Here is a 16,508-nt window from a genome sequence, read left to right on the forward strand (position 1 = left end):
AGATAAAAAACGAAAACAGCATTACGAGCACTTCACCCGCAATGCTGTTTTATACAACTAAATTAAATATTTGAAATAGTTATAATTTGGATGATTTTCTACAAAAACATAGTTCATTTTTTGATAAAAATTAGCAGCAGATTTTATCTCTGTGTTTAAACAAAGTGCCGAAAAATTCGCAATTGCTTTTTTCTCTAAATATTGAAGTAGCTGTTTACCTACGCCATGCTTTCGATATTTAGGCAAAACATAAAAACGACGCACACGCCCAATACGTGTTTCAATATCTTGTTCATTCCATTGCAAATTTAAGCCGCCACATGCAATCAACTGACCATTATCATAAGCCATTAATAAAAACTCATTCGGTTTATCAAACCTGTTTTTACCACTTTCAAATTCTTCAATCATGCGCGTAACAAACTCAAGCCCCTCTTTATTGGCTTGTTGCGCAAGCTTTGAAATTGCTTCTGGTAATTCTTTCACTTCTTGAATTTCTATCTTCATATTATTTCCAAAAACCATCCTATGAATAATTAGACCAATACTTCCATTAAATGTTGAATTTTATTCATGAATCTATTGCTATCTTGAGCATTGGTGTAAACTCACCATTTTAAATATTTACGTGATTAAAAACATGGCAACTGTTGATCTTTTTGCAATTGGTAACGCATTAATTGACCAAGAATTTAAAGTCTCGGATGACTTCCTTATTCAACAAAACTTGCAAAAAGGCACCATGCAACTAACCGATGGTGAAACACAAGCAAATTTATACAACAACTTACTCAAAACTCAAAGCTATAAAGGTCAAGCTTCGGGTGGTTCTGCTGCAAATACGACTGTTGCTTTCAGCGCATTAGGCGGTTCAGCTTTTTATGCTTGCCGTGTAGGTAATGATGAACTCGGTTCAATTTACTTAAATGGCTTAAACGATGCAGGTATCACAACATCTACTAAATCTATTAGTGAAGGTGTTACAGGTACTTGCATGGTATTAGTGAGCGAAGATTCCGAACGTACAATGCACACATACTTAGGTATTACTGCTGAACTTACAGATGAACAAATCGACTTTACACCATTAAATACAGCAAAATGGTTATATATTGAAGGTTATTTATCTACAAGTGATACTGCACGTTTAGCGGTAAAACAAGCACGTGAAATTGCAAAAGCAAATGGTGTAAAAATTGCGTTAACATTATCAGATCCAGCAATGGTTCAATATGCACGTCAAGGCTTAAACGAGCTACTAGACGATGGTGTAGATTTGTTATTCTGTAATGAACAAGAAGCTTTAATGTATACAGAAACAGACAATATTGATGCAGCTTTGGCTAAATTAAAATTACTTAGTCAGTCTGTTGTCATTACATTAAGCTCAAAAGGCGCTTTAATTTCAAATAGCCAAAACACATTTACAGTTGCAGGTCGTGAAGTTGTTGCCGTAGATACTAATGGTGCTGGTGATGCATTTGCAGGTTCATTCCTTTATGCTTTAAATGCAGGCTTAAACGAAAAAGCTGCTGCTGAAATTGCTGTTTTAATTTCAAGCCAAGTGGTTGCACAATTTGGTCCACGCCTTGCTGTTCATCAATATGCCGAACTTCTTAATACTTTTAATCAGGAAGCTGTTTAAATGAATCGAATTTGCATGATGGAGGATGTTCCAGAACGTGAAGCACGTTCATTTGAAACATCCGACGGAGATAATATTTTTGTGACGCAACGTGATGGTGCATTTTATGCTTATCAAAACTTGTGCCCACATTTACAAGTTGAACTTGAATATCTTGAAAATCAGTTTTTAGACCGTGAACAAGAATATATTGAGTGTTCTACACATGGTGCTTTATTTCTTGTAGAAACAGGTGAATGTATTTCTGGCCCATGCCAAGGACAATCACTTGAAAAAGTAGATATAACAGTACATTCTGATGGTGGAATTTACTTAACCGAAGAATAATTTTAAAGGTTTTCGCCATGTATAATTTTTTAACAGATGTAAACTTACTTCCTTTCCATTTAAGTTTATTGATTTTAATAATTCTAAGCATGGCGGAAACTGTTGGTTATTACATTAATCTAAAGCCAAGTAATGTATTTTCCCAAATTTTCCCAAAACAACTGACTGAATCCCCCCTCGTCAATGTAAAATTTTCAAAACTACTCATTTTTATATTTTTACTGCTCAACTTTAGTGTTGCAGGCTATTTCATCCAATTTGCAATCTTTGCAAAGCAACATGCTTTTGTTGCTTCATATTACATTATTATTCCTGCACTAATCATTGCTGTTTTCTTTACCGTTTTTATGATTCATTGCTTAGACCAAGTCATTAAACCTAAAACAGCCAAACAAAATATCAGCCTTATTGGTCGTTTAGCAACAATTTCAAGCGGTCATGCACGACCAGGTTTTTCTGCTCAAGCACGTATAAGAGATCAGTTTGGGCGACTTCATTACATACAAGTAGAGCCTGAATTTGGCGAACTCGAATTTCAAACTCAAATCATTATTGTTCGAAAAAAGAAATCTCACTACATTGCCAAGAAAATTGCTAAATCAACAGATCTATTTATTTAGCATATCGCTCTTATTGCGCACCTAATACAGCTAAAACTCTCTAAATTATACCCACACTATTCCTTAATAGCGTGTAACTACGTACATCTTCCATAAAAAACTACACTTTTCACTTAAGAAAAAAATTAATTATTTTAAATCTAATACAACATAACCCACCAAAACACTTGGTTTATTTTGCAAACAAAAACACGATTAAAATAAATAAGAATCATTTTAATAAAAATATCAGACCATATTAGTTGGTTTAAGTAATATTATATAAGCTTTTTAGTCGGATTTATTTAATAAAATAATCTAGTTTAATAAAAAAACAGTTGGATCATAAGCCACTGTTTTAACTAAATTAATTAAAATATTTATATTTATACTGATCGGTCTATTTATTTTATATAACAAATGTTTAATAATATAAATATTGTTTATTTTTAAGACTTAGTAATATGAGCTTAGTCCCTAAGAATCTGAATAAAAGAGTCACCCGAGAAATAGCGATCATTTTAATTATTAAGGTTGCTATTTTACTCGTCATAAAAAATATTTGGTTTGACGCCCCAACTATTCCCAAAAATTTTGACAATCAAGTTGCCGAGCGTATTGCTGGCAGCACATCCCAAACTAAGGAGACACGTTGATGATTACTGAAAGCGTGGTCGATTTATCGCGGTTCCAGTTTGCAATGACTGCGATGTATCACTTTATTTTTGTACCGCTGACTTTAGGTCTTGCATTTATTCTTGCCATTATGGAAACCACTTATGTGATTTCTGGTAAAGAAATTTATAAGGACATGACCAAATTCTGGGGCAAATTATTCGGTATTAACTTCGCGCTTGGGGTAACTACTGGTTTAACAATGGAGTTCCAGTTCGGTACTAACTGGGCATATTACTCACATTATGTAGGTGATATTTTCGGTGCTCCATTGGCTATTGAAGGCTTAATGGCCTTCTTCTTGGAATCTACATTCATTGGCTTGTTCTTCTTTGGATGGGATCGTCTATCTAAAGTGCAACATTTGGCAGTAACTTGGTTAGTCGCTTTCGGCTCTAACATGTCTGCTTTATGGATTTTGGTTGCCAATGGTTGGATGCAAAACCCAGTCGGCTCAGCATTCAACTATGAAACCATGCGTATGGAGTTAGTGGACTTCGGTGCCTTAATATTTAACCCCGTTGCTCAGGTTAAATTTGTACATACTGTATCTGCAGGTTATGTAACAGGCGCAATTTTCGTACTGGCTATTTCTAGTTACTACTTATTGAAAAAACGCGACTTACCATTTGCTCGTCGTTCTTTCGCTATTGCTGCAATCTTTGGTTTAGCATCTACACTTTCAGTTATTTTACTGGGTGATGAATCTGGTTATGAACTAGGTGATGTGCAAAAAACTAAGTTAGCTGCAATTGAGGCAGAATGGGATACTCACCCTGCACCTGCTGCATTTACTTTATTTGGTATTCCAAATGAAGAAACGCAAACAACAGATTACGCAGTTAAAATCCCTTATGTGATGGGTTTAATTGCAACTCGCTCTACGACTGAAGAAGTAACAGGGATTAAAGACCTAATTGCGAATCATGAACTTCGTATTCGTAACGGTATGGTTGCTTATTCTCAACTTGAGCAATTACGTGCTGGTGATGAATCTGAAACACTTAAAGCAGCGTTCGCAGACTCTCAAAAAGACTTAGGCTACGGTTTACTTCTTAAGAAATACACACCAAATGTTGTAGATGCATCTGATGAGCAAATTAAAGCGGCTGCTCAAGACACTATTCCACATGTACCAAGCTTATTCTGGTCATTCCGTGCAATGGTTGCTTCAGGCTTCTTAATGCTTGTATTGTTTGCTTTCGCTACATTTGCTGTTGCAAAACGCAATGCTGAAAACAAACCTTGGTTATTAAAGTTCGCCCTATTCTCTCTACCACTTCCTTGGATTGCTGCGCAAACTGGTTGGTACGTTGCAGAAGTTGGTCGTCAACCTTGGACAATTGGTGAAGTACTTCCTACACACTTATCTGCATCTTCATTGAGCACTGGTGATGTATGGGGTTCAATCATCGCATTAGCATCGTTCTACACAGTATTACTTATCATTGAAATGTACTTAATGATTAAATTCTCTCGCCTAGGTCCAAGTTCTCTTCACACTGGTAAATACCATTTTGAAAAACTTGAAGCTGCACAAAAGGCAAATGAGGAGTCTCAAGCATGATCGAATATGAACTACTCAAAATAATCTGGTGGGTACTTGTAGGTGTTCTACTTATTGGTTTCGCATTAACAGATGGTTTCGATATGGGCTCAATGGCAATTATGCCATTCGTAGGTAAAACAGATGACGAACGTCGTGCGGCAATCAATACGATTGCCCCACACTGGGACGGTAACCAAGTTTGGTTCATTACTGCAGGTGGTGCATTATTTGCTGCATGGCCAATGGTTTATGCAACAGCATTCTCTGGTATGTACTGGGCGCTGTTACTCGTACTCTTTGCCCTGTTCTTACGGCCTGTAGGTTTCGACTACCGATCTAAACTTGAAAACACTCAATGGCGCACGTCTTGGGATTGGGGTTTAGCTGTAGGCGGTGCAGTTCCAGCATTAGTATTTGGTGTTGCTTTTGGTAATATGTTCTTAGGCGTACCGTTCACATTAGATGAAACTGTACGTTCTACATATACTGGTAGCTTCTTTGCTTTACTTAATCCATTTGCACTTGTGTGTGGTATTGTAAGCTTATCAATGCTTTGCGCTCATGGTGGTGCTTGGTTAATGCTTCGTACAGATGGTGACTTACGTGCTCGTTCTGCTAAAGCAACTCAAATTATGGGTATTGTATTCCTAGTTTGTTTCTTAGGCGCTGGTGCATGGTTATACTTCGGTAATATCCAAGGTTACACACTTGTTCAACCTTTCGATACAAATGGTGTTGCTAACCCTCTTGCGAAAGAAGTACTTACAAATGCCAACCCAGGTTGGATGAATAACTACAGCACCTATCCAATTACAATCATTGCTCCTGTACTTGCTATTTTAGGTGCATTAATTGTGATTCCTGCTGCTGGTAAAGCAAAAGCTGGTTTAAGCTTCTTAGGTACAAGTCTTGCTGTTATTGGTGCAATCTTAACTGCTGGTTTTGCCTTGTTCCCATTCTTAATGCCATCAAGCCTTAACCCAACAGTAAGCTTAACCATGTGGGATGCAGTTTCAAGTAAAAATACACTTGTAGTAATGACTGTTGCAGCATGTATTTTCGTACCATTGATTCTGATTTACACAACTTGGTGCTACTACAAAATGTGGGGCGTTATTACTAACAAACATGTTCAGGACAATACGCATAGCCTTTACTAAGGTCTATGCTTAGGAGAATAAATTATGTGGTATTTTGCTTGGATTCTCGGTGTATTGATGGCATGTTTCGCTGGTGTGTTAAGTGCCCTTTACATTGAACACAATCACGATTTAGACGAGGAATAAGTCATGAGCGATGTTGTAATGGAAAATCAAAATGTAGATCCAAAACCTAATAAGTTTGCAATGATCATTTCTTGCCTTTTGGCTTTCCCACTTGCAGCCGTCTTATTACTTCATCCTGCAGCTATGTTGGATGCAAACGGTGAATACAGCCATCGTGCCATGATGCTTATTATGATTGGTATTTCTGGTGGCTTTGTTCACGGTGTTGGTTTTACACCAAGATTTTGGTTCTGGAAATGGATTTTTAGCCCTTTCCTTTCATGGCCTTTAATGCTGTGGGGCTATTACACTTGGTTCTTAACCTAACCAATCCTTATCTATAAAAAGAGCGCTATATGCGCTCTTTTTATTTATCTAAATAAGTCAGATTTTTACGCTATAAAAATATATTTCATCTCATTCTTTTAGATCGATTATTCATTATCTAAAGCCAATAAAAAAACCAGACATAAAGTCTGGTTTTAATTTACAACAATTTAAATCGGTTCAAATGGTGCAACCACATCAGCATTTTGTGCACGATGACGCATGAAATGATCCATCAACACAATTGCAAGCATTGCTTCTGCAATTGGCGTTGCACGAACACCTACGCAAGGATCATGACGACCTTTAGTCAACACATCGGCATTTTCACGTTCAATAGTAATTGTTTTACCTGGTGTTGTAATAGATGCTGTTGGTTTCAAGGCAATCGCAACACGAATGTCTTGCCCACTTGAAATACCACCTAAAATACCACCTGCATGATTTGCCAAGAAACCATCTGTGGTTAATTCATCACGTGTTTCATGACCGAATTGTTCTGCCACACCAAAACCATCGCCAATTTCAACACCTTTCACAGCATTAATTGACATCATGGCATGTGCGATATCTGCATCTAAACGATCAAATACAGGCTCGCCCCAACCTACAGGGACTTGAGTCGCAATAATCTCTAGTTTCGCACCACAGCTTGTACCTTGTTCACGCAATGACGTTACAAGTGCTTCAAAACGTGGAACTGCATCAACATCGCCACAAAAAAATGGATTATTTGGAACTTCATTCCAATCTAATTTTTCAGCTTTTTCTGTGCCAATTTGAGTGACATGACCACGGATTTCAATACCAAATTTTTCGAATAAGAATTTCTTGGCAATTGCACCTGCGGCTACACGCATTGCTGTTTCGCGCGCGCTTGAGCGACCACCACCACGGTAATCACGGAAACCATACTTTTGTGTATAAGTATAATCTGCATGACCTGGCCGGAAAGTTTGTGCAATGTTGCCATAATCTTTCGATTTTTGGTCTGTATTGCGAATAAGTAAACCAATTGATGTACCTGTGGTTTTACCTTCAAATACACCTGAAATAATTTCTACTTCATCTGGCTCTTTACGCTGAGTTGCAAATTTAGATGTACCTGGTTTACGGCGATCTAAATCTTTTTGCAAATCTGCTTCAGACAGTTCAATTCCTGGTGGAACGCCATCGACAATAGCCATAAGACCAGCGCCATGAGATTCACCACAAGTCGTTACACGAAACAGTTGTCCAATACTATTACCTGCCATGTTTACGACTCCTTATGAATTGATAGATTGAATAAATAATTCACGGTACTCACGGCATTGCGCTGCTGTTAATGCAAAAATGCCCGAACCGCCTTTTTGGAACTGTAACCAGTAGAAATCTACTGTGTTAAAGTTTTGCTTCATTGCCCATTCAGAGTTACCTACTTCAATCACAATTAAGCCATCTTCAGTTAAGTAATCTGCTGCTTGCGCTAACATTTTACGTACCAAATCTAAACCATCTTGACCTGCGGCAAGTGCCATTTCAGGTTCATGATGGAACTCATCAGGAAGATCAGCCATATCTTCCGCATCGACATATGGCGGATTCGATACGATTAAATCATATTGATTTTCAGCAGGAATTTTTTCGAACAAATCAGATTCAAGCAATGCAACATTGAACTGTTGATTGTGATGTTCACAGTTAATTTGTGCTACTTCTAAGGCATCTTTAGACAGATCAGTCGCATCCACTTCTGCTTCTGGGAATGCATAAGCCAATGCAATGGCAATACAACCTGAACCTGTGCACATATCTAAAATACGGCGTGGCATTTTAGGATTTGGGTTTTCAGGTAGATTGTTCACACCTTCACGTGCTTCGTGATTTTCATCTAAACAGTATGGTGCAAAACGGTTTTGAATCAGTTCTGCAATTGGAGAACGTGGAATCAGTACACGTTCATCCACATAATAAGGTTTGCCGTCAAAGTAGGCTAAATTCAATAAATATGAGGTTGGCATACGCTCATTAATACGGCGTTCCAATAAGCCTAAAAATTCAGCTTTTTCACTTGGGAGTAATTTTGCATCAAGAATTTCAGCATCTGCTTTCCATTCAAGTGACATGCTTTGTAATACAAGTGCTGAGCTTTCAGCAAAATAGTCTTCTGTACCTTGACCTAAATGCGCATCGTATTGACGTAATGCTGTCACACCAAAGCGGATAAAATCACGAATTGTACTGAGGTTGTCAGCAGCTTCCTGAATATGTTCAGGGCTAATAGTCGGGCGATCCACTTTAAGGCGTCTCCAAAGTCATATGTCTTAAGCGCCTTATAATACCTTGTTTTAAACAATTTTTAATATTTTGATTGTTTAATTTCCACAATTATCTACTTAATGTTTTATTCTTTACTTGTACTTCAAGCATATCTGCACGTGAACTTGTGAATCGTAATGAACATCCAATATTTGCTGAATTAAGTTGCTTTGGTTTTTTATTGATTAAGCCACACGATACATCACGTTGCTTTTCCCAGTTTATTTGAATGATATTTAAGTTACTTTTTTCTTGTTCATTTGAAAGTGCCATATTCTTTTTAAAGAGTTTTTTCACTCTTTTATTTTGAGCTTTCAGTTCTTTAGATTGGCAAAAATTAATTATCTTAATTTGATTGTTTGATGATTTCATGCATTTAACATATTTCTTAGAAAACCCCATTGAATAGGAATTTACAGCAAATAAACTGCATGCAACAAACAACATACCCTTAAAAAACTTCATATAAATTTCCCCAAATTTAAATTTGAACTTTCAATTTATTATTAAAAACTTAATTGCCACTGTATATACCATTTTTTCAGCTGGCTTTCAAAATTAACATTGATTCTTCAACAATAAACCCTATATATATAATTGTCTTAATCGGTATTTAATTTTATGAGCTACAAACATAATAACTTAATGGCAATACGTACAAACTACTGGAATGATACCCAAAATCCTGATGTATTAATTGAAAAAGAGTTTTTACAAATTACTTTAAGCGAACAAAATATTTATGCTGAACCTTCTTTAGATGATGCTAAATACCTATTTTTTAATTTACCGAGCATTATTATTGTTAAAGGCTATGCCCTTGGTTTTATGAACAATAGTGTTAAAAGTATGATTCATGAGTTTATTGAAACACATAAAGTCGAGCTACAAAATAAAGCCGAAATTAAAATGAAATATCGAATGTAAAAGAAATGTTTGGCACACTTAGGCTATTAAATGTTCAAATCTAAAACAAACTATGCTTTTTAAGCACTTAAACTTTTTTAATACGTGAAGTCTTTGTAAAATTTAGTACAATCTAACCAAACTGCAATTTGCTTATTAAAGGTTTTATTTAAATGTCGGATCAGCACGATAAGCTCAAAAACTTAAAAACCTCCTCTATGGATCGACGCTTATCCATTGCTAAAGCATCTTTATTGGCTGGTACACGTTGGGCTGCGTCAAATGCGACATCTATTTTTTCAAGTGAAGAAGAAAAAGAAAAGAAACGTAAAAAAGCAACCAAAGAACAAGCAGATTACCTTGTTGCAGAAATAGGTAAATTAAAAGGTTCAATTGTTAAAATTGGACAAATGATGGCTTTATATGGTGAACATTTTTTACCCGAAGAAGTTACTCAAGCTCTCAATACACTCAATAATCAAACTGTAGCACTTGCTTGGCCTGCAATTCAGGCACAACTTCAGGCGCAACTTGGTTCAAAACTAAATGAACTTACGATAGATCCTGAACCAATTGGCACCGCTTCTCTTGCTCAAGTTCATCGTGCAATTCGCAATGTAGATGGTTTAGAACTTGTACTTAAAGTTCAATATCCGGGTGTTGCAGATGCCATAGATTCAGACATGAATCTATTTAAAAATATGCTAAAACTCACACGAATTGTGCCGCAAACACGTGAATTCGACCAATGGTTCGAAGAAGTTCGTGAAATGATGCATCGTGAAGTAAATTATAAAATTGAAGCTGAAACTACACGCAGATTTGGCGAACGTTTAAAAGACGATTCACGCTATGTTGTGCCTGAAATTATTGATGAGCTTTGCACGAATGAAGTCTTATGTATGACTTTTGAGCGTGGCGTACCTATTAATAGCCCTGTTATGCTTTCATTACCTCAGGAACGTCGCAATAAATTAGGTGAAGCATCACTTGAAATTGCTGTTCGTGAAATTTTTGAATGGGGCGAAATGCAAACCGATCCGAACTTTGGTAATTACCTTGTTCGCTTAGGTAATGGCGCAGATGTTGAAGATAAAATTATTCTTTTAGATTTTGGCGCAATCCGTCAATTCGACACACATTTACTTACTGTTGCGAAAAATCTAATTCAAGCTGGTTATGATCACGATCCTTTAGCGATGGTGAATGCAATGACTGGCTATGAATTTTTCGATTCAATTCCGCAAAGCATTAAACCAGATATGGCAAAAGTGTTTTTATTGGCAACTGAAGCATTTAGTAGTCCTGAAAATAATGACAACTTACCAGAAGGTGTAATGGATGAAAATTACCGTTACGACTGGAAAAAAAGCATGCTACATAGTCGTGTAATGCAACGTGCATCTAAGTCTATGGCTTCACGTTATTTTAGTGTTCCACCTAAAGAATTTATGTTTATTAGCCGTAAATTTATTGGTGCATATACGTTTATGACTGTAATTGAAGCAAAAACCAATGTACGTGCGATGGTTGCTAAATATATTTAATATCAGCCAAATAGATTTTCTTATTTAAGCTATAAATTCATTCATTTATGTGGGCTTTTTATATTATAAAATGATATAAAAGTCCCCTATCTACACACATTTAAGTCCGTTTTTTATGTACTCTCTACGCACTATTCAAATTCAAGACAACGCACAACTTGCTCAAATTATTCGCGAAGTTTCCAAAGAGTTTGGCCTGGCACCTGAAGCAGGCTTTGCCGTTGCAGATCCAATTCTAGATGACTTATATACCATATATTCACAAGAAAATGCGCAATATTGGGTAGTTGAAAATGAACAAGGTCAAATTTTAGGTGGCGGTGGAATTTCTCCACTTCAAGGTGATAGCAGTACTTTAGAAATTCAAAAAATGTATTTTTTAGCTGAAATTCGCGGTTTGGGCTTTGCTAAAAAAATATTGGAAAATGCTTTTGAATTTACAGAAAAACAAGGTTTCAAATCTTGCTATTTAGAAACGACTAAAGAACTTTGGCAAGCTGTAAAACTCTATGAAAAATTAGGCTTTAAACATTTAACAGCACCTAAAGGTAATACTGGTCATAGCCATGCCTGCGAAATTTGGATGGAAAAACAAATCTAAATTGCACAGCATCAATATATTTGAATTTTAGTTTAAATATATTGATGATTTTTTAAACAAAAACAATAAACCAATGAACAAAATCTGCTTGCCTTGATCAAAAAATAATTCATTAAATTCCAATTAAATCATTTGCTTAATTATCAAACTTTATATTTTTTAATTTCAATTAAACTTCAATTCCTTTTCTTTATGACCGTACTTATTACATAAATAAGTCGGATTCTTGCGTTTATGCTTTCAAGTTTATCTGTAGAGTGGCTTCTTGCAATTGGCATTTGCCTTGGTATTTTATTGATATTTATTTTAAGGAAAATTCATTCATTTCTGAGTGATTTTTTTAGACCTTTTAAGAAAGGAAAAACGTATTGGTGCCGTGTAACTGCTGTGAGTGATGGAGATACTCTCACCTGCTATCGACTCAATTTAAGACGCTCACAAACTAAAATCCGCTTTGCTTATATTGATGCGCCTGAATCGAATCAAGAATATGGTGATGAAAGCCAAAGATTGGTGAAAAAATTAGTGTATCGCAGATTTGTTCGTATCAATATTACCGATGTAGACCGTTATGGTCGCTGTGTTGGTATTGTTTATCGTAGAACACGCAATGTAAATGAAGAGTTGGTTAAACGTGGTGCGGCTTGGGTATATGAAGAATATATTAAAAATGCCAATAAACGTCAGCATTGGATGGCTTTACAAAATCAGGCAAAAAAGCAGAAGAAAGGTTTATGGAAACAAGCTAGACCTATCCGTCCTAGCATATATAGAAAACAGGCTAAATCTTAAATTTAAAAGCTGGCATTTTCATATAAAAAATCCTCCTTATTGGAGGATTTTTCAATTCTATAAAACAAATACTTAATTTTAGAATTTTGCGTTTAATACATTTTCTGAAACTTTGTTTTTCCAAAGATCGCGAAGTGTTGGTAAATAGAATTTTTCACCTAATTCAACAAGTTCTGCATCAATAAGTGCATTCACTTCATGCATAAATAAATAGTCAAAATCTACAGAAGATAGTTTTGTTTGCGACTTTTTGTATTCTTTTACTTTTTGCTGAGCTTTTTTCACTAAAGTATCTGCAAAAGATTTGTCTTTATATTGAGAAATTGCATTTAGACGCAATTCGATAATGCCCCAACCACTAAGTAGCAATTGAAATTTCTCAAAATCAGCAGTGGTTGATTCCCAAGTCATTTCATCTAAATTTTCATTTTCAGGCAAAACTGGAAGTAAGAGTTCCATAACACTTGGGAAAATCTTTTTTAAACTTAAAATAAATTTAACTGGATGCTCACCTGGATAATCCTTAAATTGAACCTGTTTTTGAACATCTGTTAAATAAATATCGAGCATTGAAAATTTTCCTAGATTGATTACTGCTTGTAGTAGATCGCAGTAATTTAAAACGAAGTGCATTTTAACAATTATGGCAGGTTATTCAAAGTTAAATCATTAATAGCGATTAGAAGAAACTTTTTCGCTTTTTAATTCGTCAATTCATAAAGGGTTGTAAGGTTTGGTGATTAGCTGACATACAGTGCAATATGTATTTTTCAATCTCTGGAGATCATCCATGATCGCTATTATTGTTAAATCCATAAACACCTTAACAGCTTTACACGAATCCGATGGTAAAGTTGGTGACACAATATCAATCTATTCAGCTATTGATGGTTCTCTTATTGAAGAATGCGTAATATTTGAATGTGAAAGCTATTAATAAGTAAAAGCCCTCTATCGAGGGCTTTTTTATTTAGAATTCCATCACTTCACATTCGGTGAAATCATTTGTTCAGGTCTTACAACTTCATCAAATTGCTCTGCGGTCACCAAATTCAGCTCAATAGCAACTTGCTTTAAAGTCTTTCCTTCTTTATATGCAGTTTTCGCAACTTTTGCTGCATTTTCATAACCAATTACGGGGTTTAAAGCGGTTACAAGCATTAAAGAATTATGTAAATATTCATCAATTTTTTCACGGTTTGGTTCAATACCTACCGCGCAATGCTCATTAAAACTATTACATGCATCACCCAATAATTGAATAGACTGTAAAAGGTTAAAAGCAATTACAGGCATAAACACATTTAATTCAAAATTACCTGATGCACCTGCTACGTTAATGGTTGTGTCATTACCCAAAACTTGAGCAACCACCATTGTCATTGCTTCACTTTGAGTTGGGTTTACTTTCCCCGGCATAATGCTTGAACCAGGTTCATTTTCAGGAATACGAATTTCCCCAAAACCGCAACGTGGTCCACTTGCTAACCAGCGAATATCATTGGCAATTTTATTTAAGCTTGCAGCCAAAGTTTTTAAAGCACCAGAAGCAAATACCGCAGCATCTCTACCTGCTAAAGCTTCAAACTTATTCGGTGCAGTTATAAAAGGTAAGCCTGTTAAAGCACCCAATTGATCCGCCGCTTTCACCGCATAGTCAGGATGTGCATTTAAACCTGTACCTACAGCAGTACCACCTAAAGGCAACTCATACAAACCTGTTAAAGCTTGTTGTAAACGTTTTAAGCCATGATCTAACTGAGATACATATCCACTAAATTCCTGACCTAACGTTAAAGGTGTAGCATCTTGCAAATGCGTACGACCAATTTTCACAATATCCGAAAATTCTTTTGATTTTTTATCTAATGTGTCACGTAAATTGGTCACAGCAGGAATGAGTAATTCATTGATTTGTAAACTTGCAGCCACATGAATTGCAGTTGGAAATGAGTCATTTGTAGATTGTGCACGGTTCACATGATCATTTGGATGCACAGGTTTTTGCGAACCTAATGGATTTCCTAATTTTTGATTGGCAATGTTAGCAATCACTTCATTACAGTTCATATTACTTTGCGTACCAGAACCTGTTTGCCATACCACCAAAGGAAATTGTGCATCCCACTTTCCTTCAATCACTTCATCTGCTGCACCTACAATATATTGTGCCAATTCTGTAGGAATTTGATTTAGCTCTGCATTGGTGATTGCCGCGGCTTTTTTAACTAAACCCATTGCGCAAATCATAGGACGTGGTAAACGCTCACCACCAATTTTGAAATTCTGTAAGCTACGTTGAGTTTGCGCACCCCACATTGCTTCACTTGGAACTTCAACTTCACCCATTGTGTCGTGTTCAATACGTGTTTGCATTTACTACCCCTAAGGTCTGTTCGCTATTGCCAAGCTATAGCAAATTTAGTGTCTTAAATATTGTTGCTTGTAAATTATCATATTTAAAATAAAAACAATTGTAAATGATAATTATTTACAATAACTCATTAATTATGCGTTTAACTGCTTTTGATAAAACAGCCATTCATCTTCTATCATTTGTTTAATTGTTTTTTGCGCTTTCCAATTAAACATACGTTGTACTTTTTCTGACGATGCACCAACTTGAGATAACTCTTCACCTTCAAAATAATTTGCATCAATTGTTGGAATTACTACATTTGTAACTTTAGAAACTACATCTAATAATTGTTGAATAGAGCAATTTTCACCTGAAATATTAAATATTTCATAAGCTTGATTTTGATAATACAACCATTGCAAAGATAAGCTCACCGCAGAACAAACATCCATTACATGTACAAAACTTCTATATGCTGTTTTATCTTCAGTATTATCATGTTTACGTAATTCTATAAATTCACGCTGCCCCGCAGCCACTTGCATTGCCAATGGCACAATATTTTTAGGAAATGGACGTATCAACTCGCCTAAATTCGTGTATTCAAAAGCCCCTGCAATATTGGCTAATCTTAAATTTACAATTTTCCACTCGGGGTCGGTCATGTAGGTATCTTTTAAAATATCTTCCGCCATTTGTAGAGATTTAATATATGGATTATTAAAGTGATAATTAAATAAATCTTCTTCTTTTAAATCTAAACTCGATTTTCCATAAACAGCTAAACTTGAAAGATAAACTAAACTTCGTACACCTGTACGCTGCATAGCACGCAGTAAACTCATCATACAGCTAACATTTGCATTGTAATATTCAAGTGGTTTAAGCACAGATTCTGTTAAAGATTTAAACCCTGCCGCATGAACCACACTATCTACTGCATATTGTTGAATAATATTCATTAAAGCGGGTGTATTTCGAATATCTACTTTTGCAAATGGAATGTTCATTCCTGTAATAGATTCTAGGCGTGCAAGGTTGCTCATGTCAGTATTGGATAAATTATCGACCAAAAGCACCTCTTGCCCTTGAGCCAAAAGGCTTAAAGCAATGTGAGATCCTATAAAGCCTAATCCACCTGTGACCAAAATCATTGTATACTACCTTTTTCTTATCAAATCAGAATGTCTCCTATTGGGAAACTGTTGATGTGTGAATTTCGATGAGTACTTTATTACTAATAACATCTGCACCTACTTCTATTCATGCTTGGCATGCGTTGGGTTTAGCCCAAGCCTTGCACAGTAAAAATGAAGATTTTCGTGTTTTCTTCTATCAAGACGGTGTATCTGTTGCCAATGAATTGCAATGGGTTCCAGATGATCAAAGAAACCTAAAAGCCGAATGGCAAAAACTCGCAATTCGGTTGCCTGTTTGCGTAAGCGCAGCACTTGCGCGCGGTATTTGTGATGAAGAAAATGCAAAAAGGCATCATCTTAAGCAACACAATTTAGCACAAGGCTTTGAATTGGTTGGCTTAGGTGAACTTGCAGATGCAGTTCAATCTACAGATCGTCTACTTCAATTCTAATCTTGTTTTCCAATAAAACCAGTT

At 35.9% G+C, this 16,508-nt stretch carries 21 protein-coding genes; 14 read left to right on the top strand and 7 right to left on the bottom strand.

All coding sequences use genetic code 11. The features are described 5' to 3' along the window. Window positions 1-57 precede the first annotated feature (57 nt). A complete protein-coding gene (locus MZO21_RS06520) occupies window positions 58-507 on the bottom strand; it encodes a GNAT family N-acetyltransferase (RefSeq protein ID WP_154771627.1) in 450 nt (149 codons plus the stop codon). Window positions 508-640: 133 nt separating this feature from the next. On the opposite strand from MZO21_RS06520, the gene MZO21_RS06525 reads away from it, so the two are divergent. The 8 genes from MZO21_RS06525 (at window position 641) to MZO21_RS06560 (ending at window position 6,387) form a co-directional block, all read left to right on the top strand. Beyond that, on the top strand, window positions 641-1,645 hold the full coding sequence (locus MZO21_RS06525; protein ID WP_248101108.1) for an adenosine kinase: 1,005 nt from the start codon (window positions 641-643) through the stop codon (window positions 1,643-1,645). 15 nt (window positions 1,646-1,660) lie between these two features. Then, the gene (locus MZO21_RS06530; protein WP_171501162.1) at window positions 1,661-1,972 is read left to right on the top strand and encodes a Rieske (2Fe-2S) protein; all 312 of its coding nucleotides are present in this window, start codon (window positions 1,661-1,663) and stop codon (window positions 1,970-1,972) included. A 17-nt stretch (window positions 1,973-1,989) separates the two neighbouring features. Continuing rightward, on the top strand, window positions 1,990-2,592 hold the full coding sequence (locus MZO21_RS06535) for an OB-fold-containig protein (protein WP_154771624.1): 603 nt from the start codon (window positions 1,990-1,992) through the stop codon (window positions 2,590-2,592). Window positions 2,593-3,035: 443 nt separating this feature from the next. Next, a complete protein-coding gene (gene cydP, locus MZO21_RS06540) occupies window positions 3,036-3,227 on the top strand; it encodes a cytochrome oxidase putative small subunit CydP (RefSeq protein ID WP_154771623.1) in 192 nt (63 codons plus the stop codon). Continuing rightward, window positions 3,227-4,813, top strand: coding sequence for a cytochrome ubiquinol oxidase subunit I (locus MZO21_RS06545; RefSeq protein WP_154771622.1), 1,587 nt, complete (start codon window positions 3,227-3,229; stop codon window positions 4,811-4,813). Before cydP ends, MZO21_RS06545 begins: the two co-directional genes overlap by 1 nt. Next, complete coding sequence (gene cydB / locus MZO21_RS06550) at window positions 4,810-5,955, top strand: cytochrome d ubiquinol oxidase subunit II (RefSeq protein ID WP_154771621.1); 1,146 nt, start codon at window positions 4,810-4,812, stop codon at window positions 5,953-5,955. Before MZO21_RS06545 ends, cydB begins: the two co-directional genes overlap by 4 nt. Window positions 5,956-5,979: 24 nt before the next feature. Continuing rightward, window positions 5,980-6,081, top strand: a complete 102-nt coding sequence (gene cydX / locus MZO21_RS06555) for a cytochrome bd-I oxidase subunit CydX (RefSeq protein ID WP_154771620.1) — start codon at window positions 5,980-5,982, stop codon at window positions 6,079-6,081. A gap of 3 nt (window positions 6,082-6,084) precedes the next feature. Continuing rightward, complete coding sequence (locus MZO21_RS06560; protein ID WP_154771619.1) at window positions 6,085-6,387, top strand: cyd operon YbgE family protein; 303 nt, start codon at window positions 6,085-6,087, stop codon at window positions 6,385-6,387. Window positions 6,388-6,557: 170 nt separating this feature from the next. On the opposite strand, the gene aroC is transcribed toward MZO21_RS06560, so the two are convergent. The 3 genes from aroC to MZO21_RS06575 all read right to left on the bottom strand — a co-directional run bounded on the left by aroC (window position 6,558) and on the right by MZO21_RS06575 (window position 9,135). Continuing rightward, window positions 6,558-7,643, bottom strand: coding sequence for a chorismate synthase (gene aroC / locus MZO21_RS06565; protein ID WP_154771618.1), 1,086 nt, complete (start codon window positions 7,641-7,643; stop codon window positions 6,558-6,560). Between the two features lie 12 nt (window positions 7,644-7,655). After that, the gene (gene prmB, locus MZO21_RS06570; protein ID WP_171501156.1) at window positions 7,656-8,666 is read right to left on the bottom strand and encodes a 50S ribosomal protein L3 N(5)-glutamine methyltransferase; all 1,011 of its coding nucleotides are present in this window, start codon (window positions 8,664-8,666) and stop codon (window positions 7,656-7,658) included. Between the two features lie 91 nt (window positions 8,667-8,757). Further along, on the bottom strand, window positions 8,758-9,135 hold the full coding sequence (locus MZO21_RS06575; RefSeq protein WP_248129627.1) for a lysozyme inhibitor LprI family protein: 378 nt from the start codon (window positions 9,133-9,135) through the stop codon (window positions 8,758-8,760). A 174-nt stretch (window positions 9,136-9,309) separates the two neighbouring features. Here MZO21_RS06575 and MZO21_RS06580 point away from each other — a divergent pair, with 174 nt between their 5' ends. The 4 genes from MZO21_RS06580 to MZO21_RS06595 all read left to right on the top strand — a co-directional run bounded on the left by MZO21_RS06580 (window position 9,310) and on the right by MZO21_RS06595 (window position 12,534). After that, a complete protein-coding gene (locus MZO21_RS06580; RefSeq protein WP_154771616.1) occupies window positions 9,310-9,615 on the top strand; it encodes a hypothetical protein in 306 nt (101 codons plus the stop codon). A 152-nt stretch (window positions 9,616-9,767) separates the two neighbouring features. Continuing rightward, complete coding sequence (locus tag MZO21_RS06585) at window positions 9,768-11,141, top strand: ABC1 kinase family protein (RefSeq protein ID WP_154771615.1); 1,374 nt, start codon at window positions 9,768-9,770, stop codon at window positions 11,139-11,141. A gap of 115 nt (window positions 11,142-11,256) precedes the next feature. Next, window positions 11,257-11,742, top strand: coding sequence for a GNAT family N-acetyltransferase (locus MZO21_RS06590; RefSeq protein ID WP_248101111.1), 486 nt, complete (start codon window positions 11,257-11,259; stop codon window positions 11,740-11,742). 234 nt (window positions 11,743-11,976) lie between these two features. Then, window positions 11,977-12,534, top strand: a complete 558-nt coding sequence (locus tag MZO21_RS06595) for a thermonuclease family protein (RefSeq protein ID WP_154771613.1) — start codon at window positions 11,977-11,979, stop codon at window positions 12,532-12,534. A gap of 78 nt (window positions 12,535-12,612) precedes the next feature. On the opposite strand, the gene MZO21_RS06600 is transcribed toward MZO21_RS06595, so the two are convergent. Continuing rightward, window positions 12,613-13,104 carry a hypothetical protein gene (locus MZO21_RS06600; protein WP_154771612.1) on the bottom strand — a complete coding sequence of 164 codons (492 nt, stop codon included), beginning with the start codon at window positions 13,102-13,104 and terminating at the stop codon, window positions 12,613-12,615. 220 nt (window positions 13,105-13,324) lie between these two features. On the opposite strand from MZO21_RS06600, the gene MZO21_RS06605 reads away from it, so the two are divergent. Further along, window positions 13,325-13,471, top strand: coding sequence for a hypothetical protein (locus tag MZO21_RS06605; RefSeq protein ID WP_154771611.1), 147 nt, complete (start codon window positions 13,325-13,327; stop codon window positions 13,469-13,471). A gap of 44 nt (window positions 13,472-13,515) precedes the next feature. On the opposite strand, the gene fumC is transcribed toward MZO21_RS06605, so the two are convergent. Continuing rightward, entirely contained in the window at window positions 13,516-14,910 is a 1,395-nt protein-coding gene (gene fumC, locus MZO21_RS06610; protein ID WP_248101114.1) for a class II fumarate hydratase, read from the bottom strand. 132 nt (window positions 14,911-15,042) lie between these two features. Continuing rightward, complete coding sequence (locus MZO21_RS06615; RefSeq protein WP_248101117.1) at window positions 15,043-16,047, bottom strand: SDR family NAD(P)-dependent oxidoreductase; 1,005 nt, start codon at window positions 16,045-16,047, stop codon at window positions 15,043-15,045. A gap of 68 nt (window positions 16,048-16,115) precedes the next feature. Here MZO21_RS06615 and tusD point away from each other — a divergent pair, with 68 nt between their 5' ends. Beyond that, complete coding sequence (gene tusD, locus MZO21_RS06620) at window positions 16,116-16,484, top strand: sulfurtransferase complex subunit TusD (protein WP_154771608.1); 369 nt, start codon at window positions 16,116-16,118, stop codon at window positions 16,482-16,484. Window positions 16,485-16,508 lie beyond the last annotated feature (24 nt).

The sequence above is a fragment of the Acinetobacter portensis genome (assembly GCF_023158935.1).
Lineage (GTDB): Bacteria > Pseudomonadota > Gammaproteobacteria > Pseudomonadales > Moraxellaceae > Acinetobacter > Acinetobacter faecalis.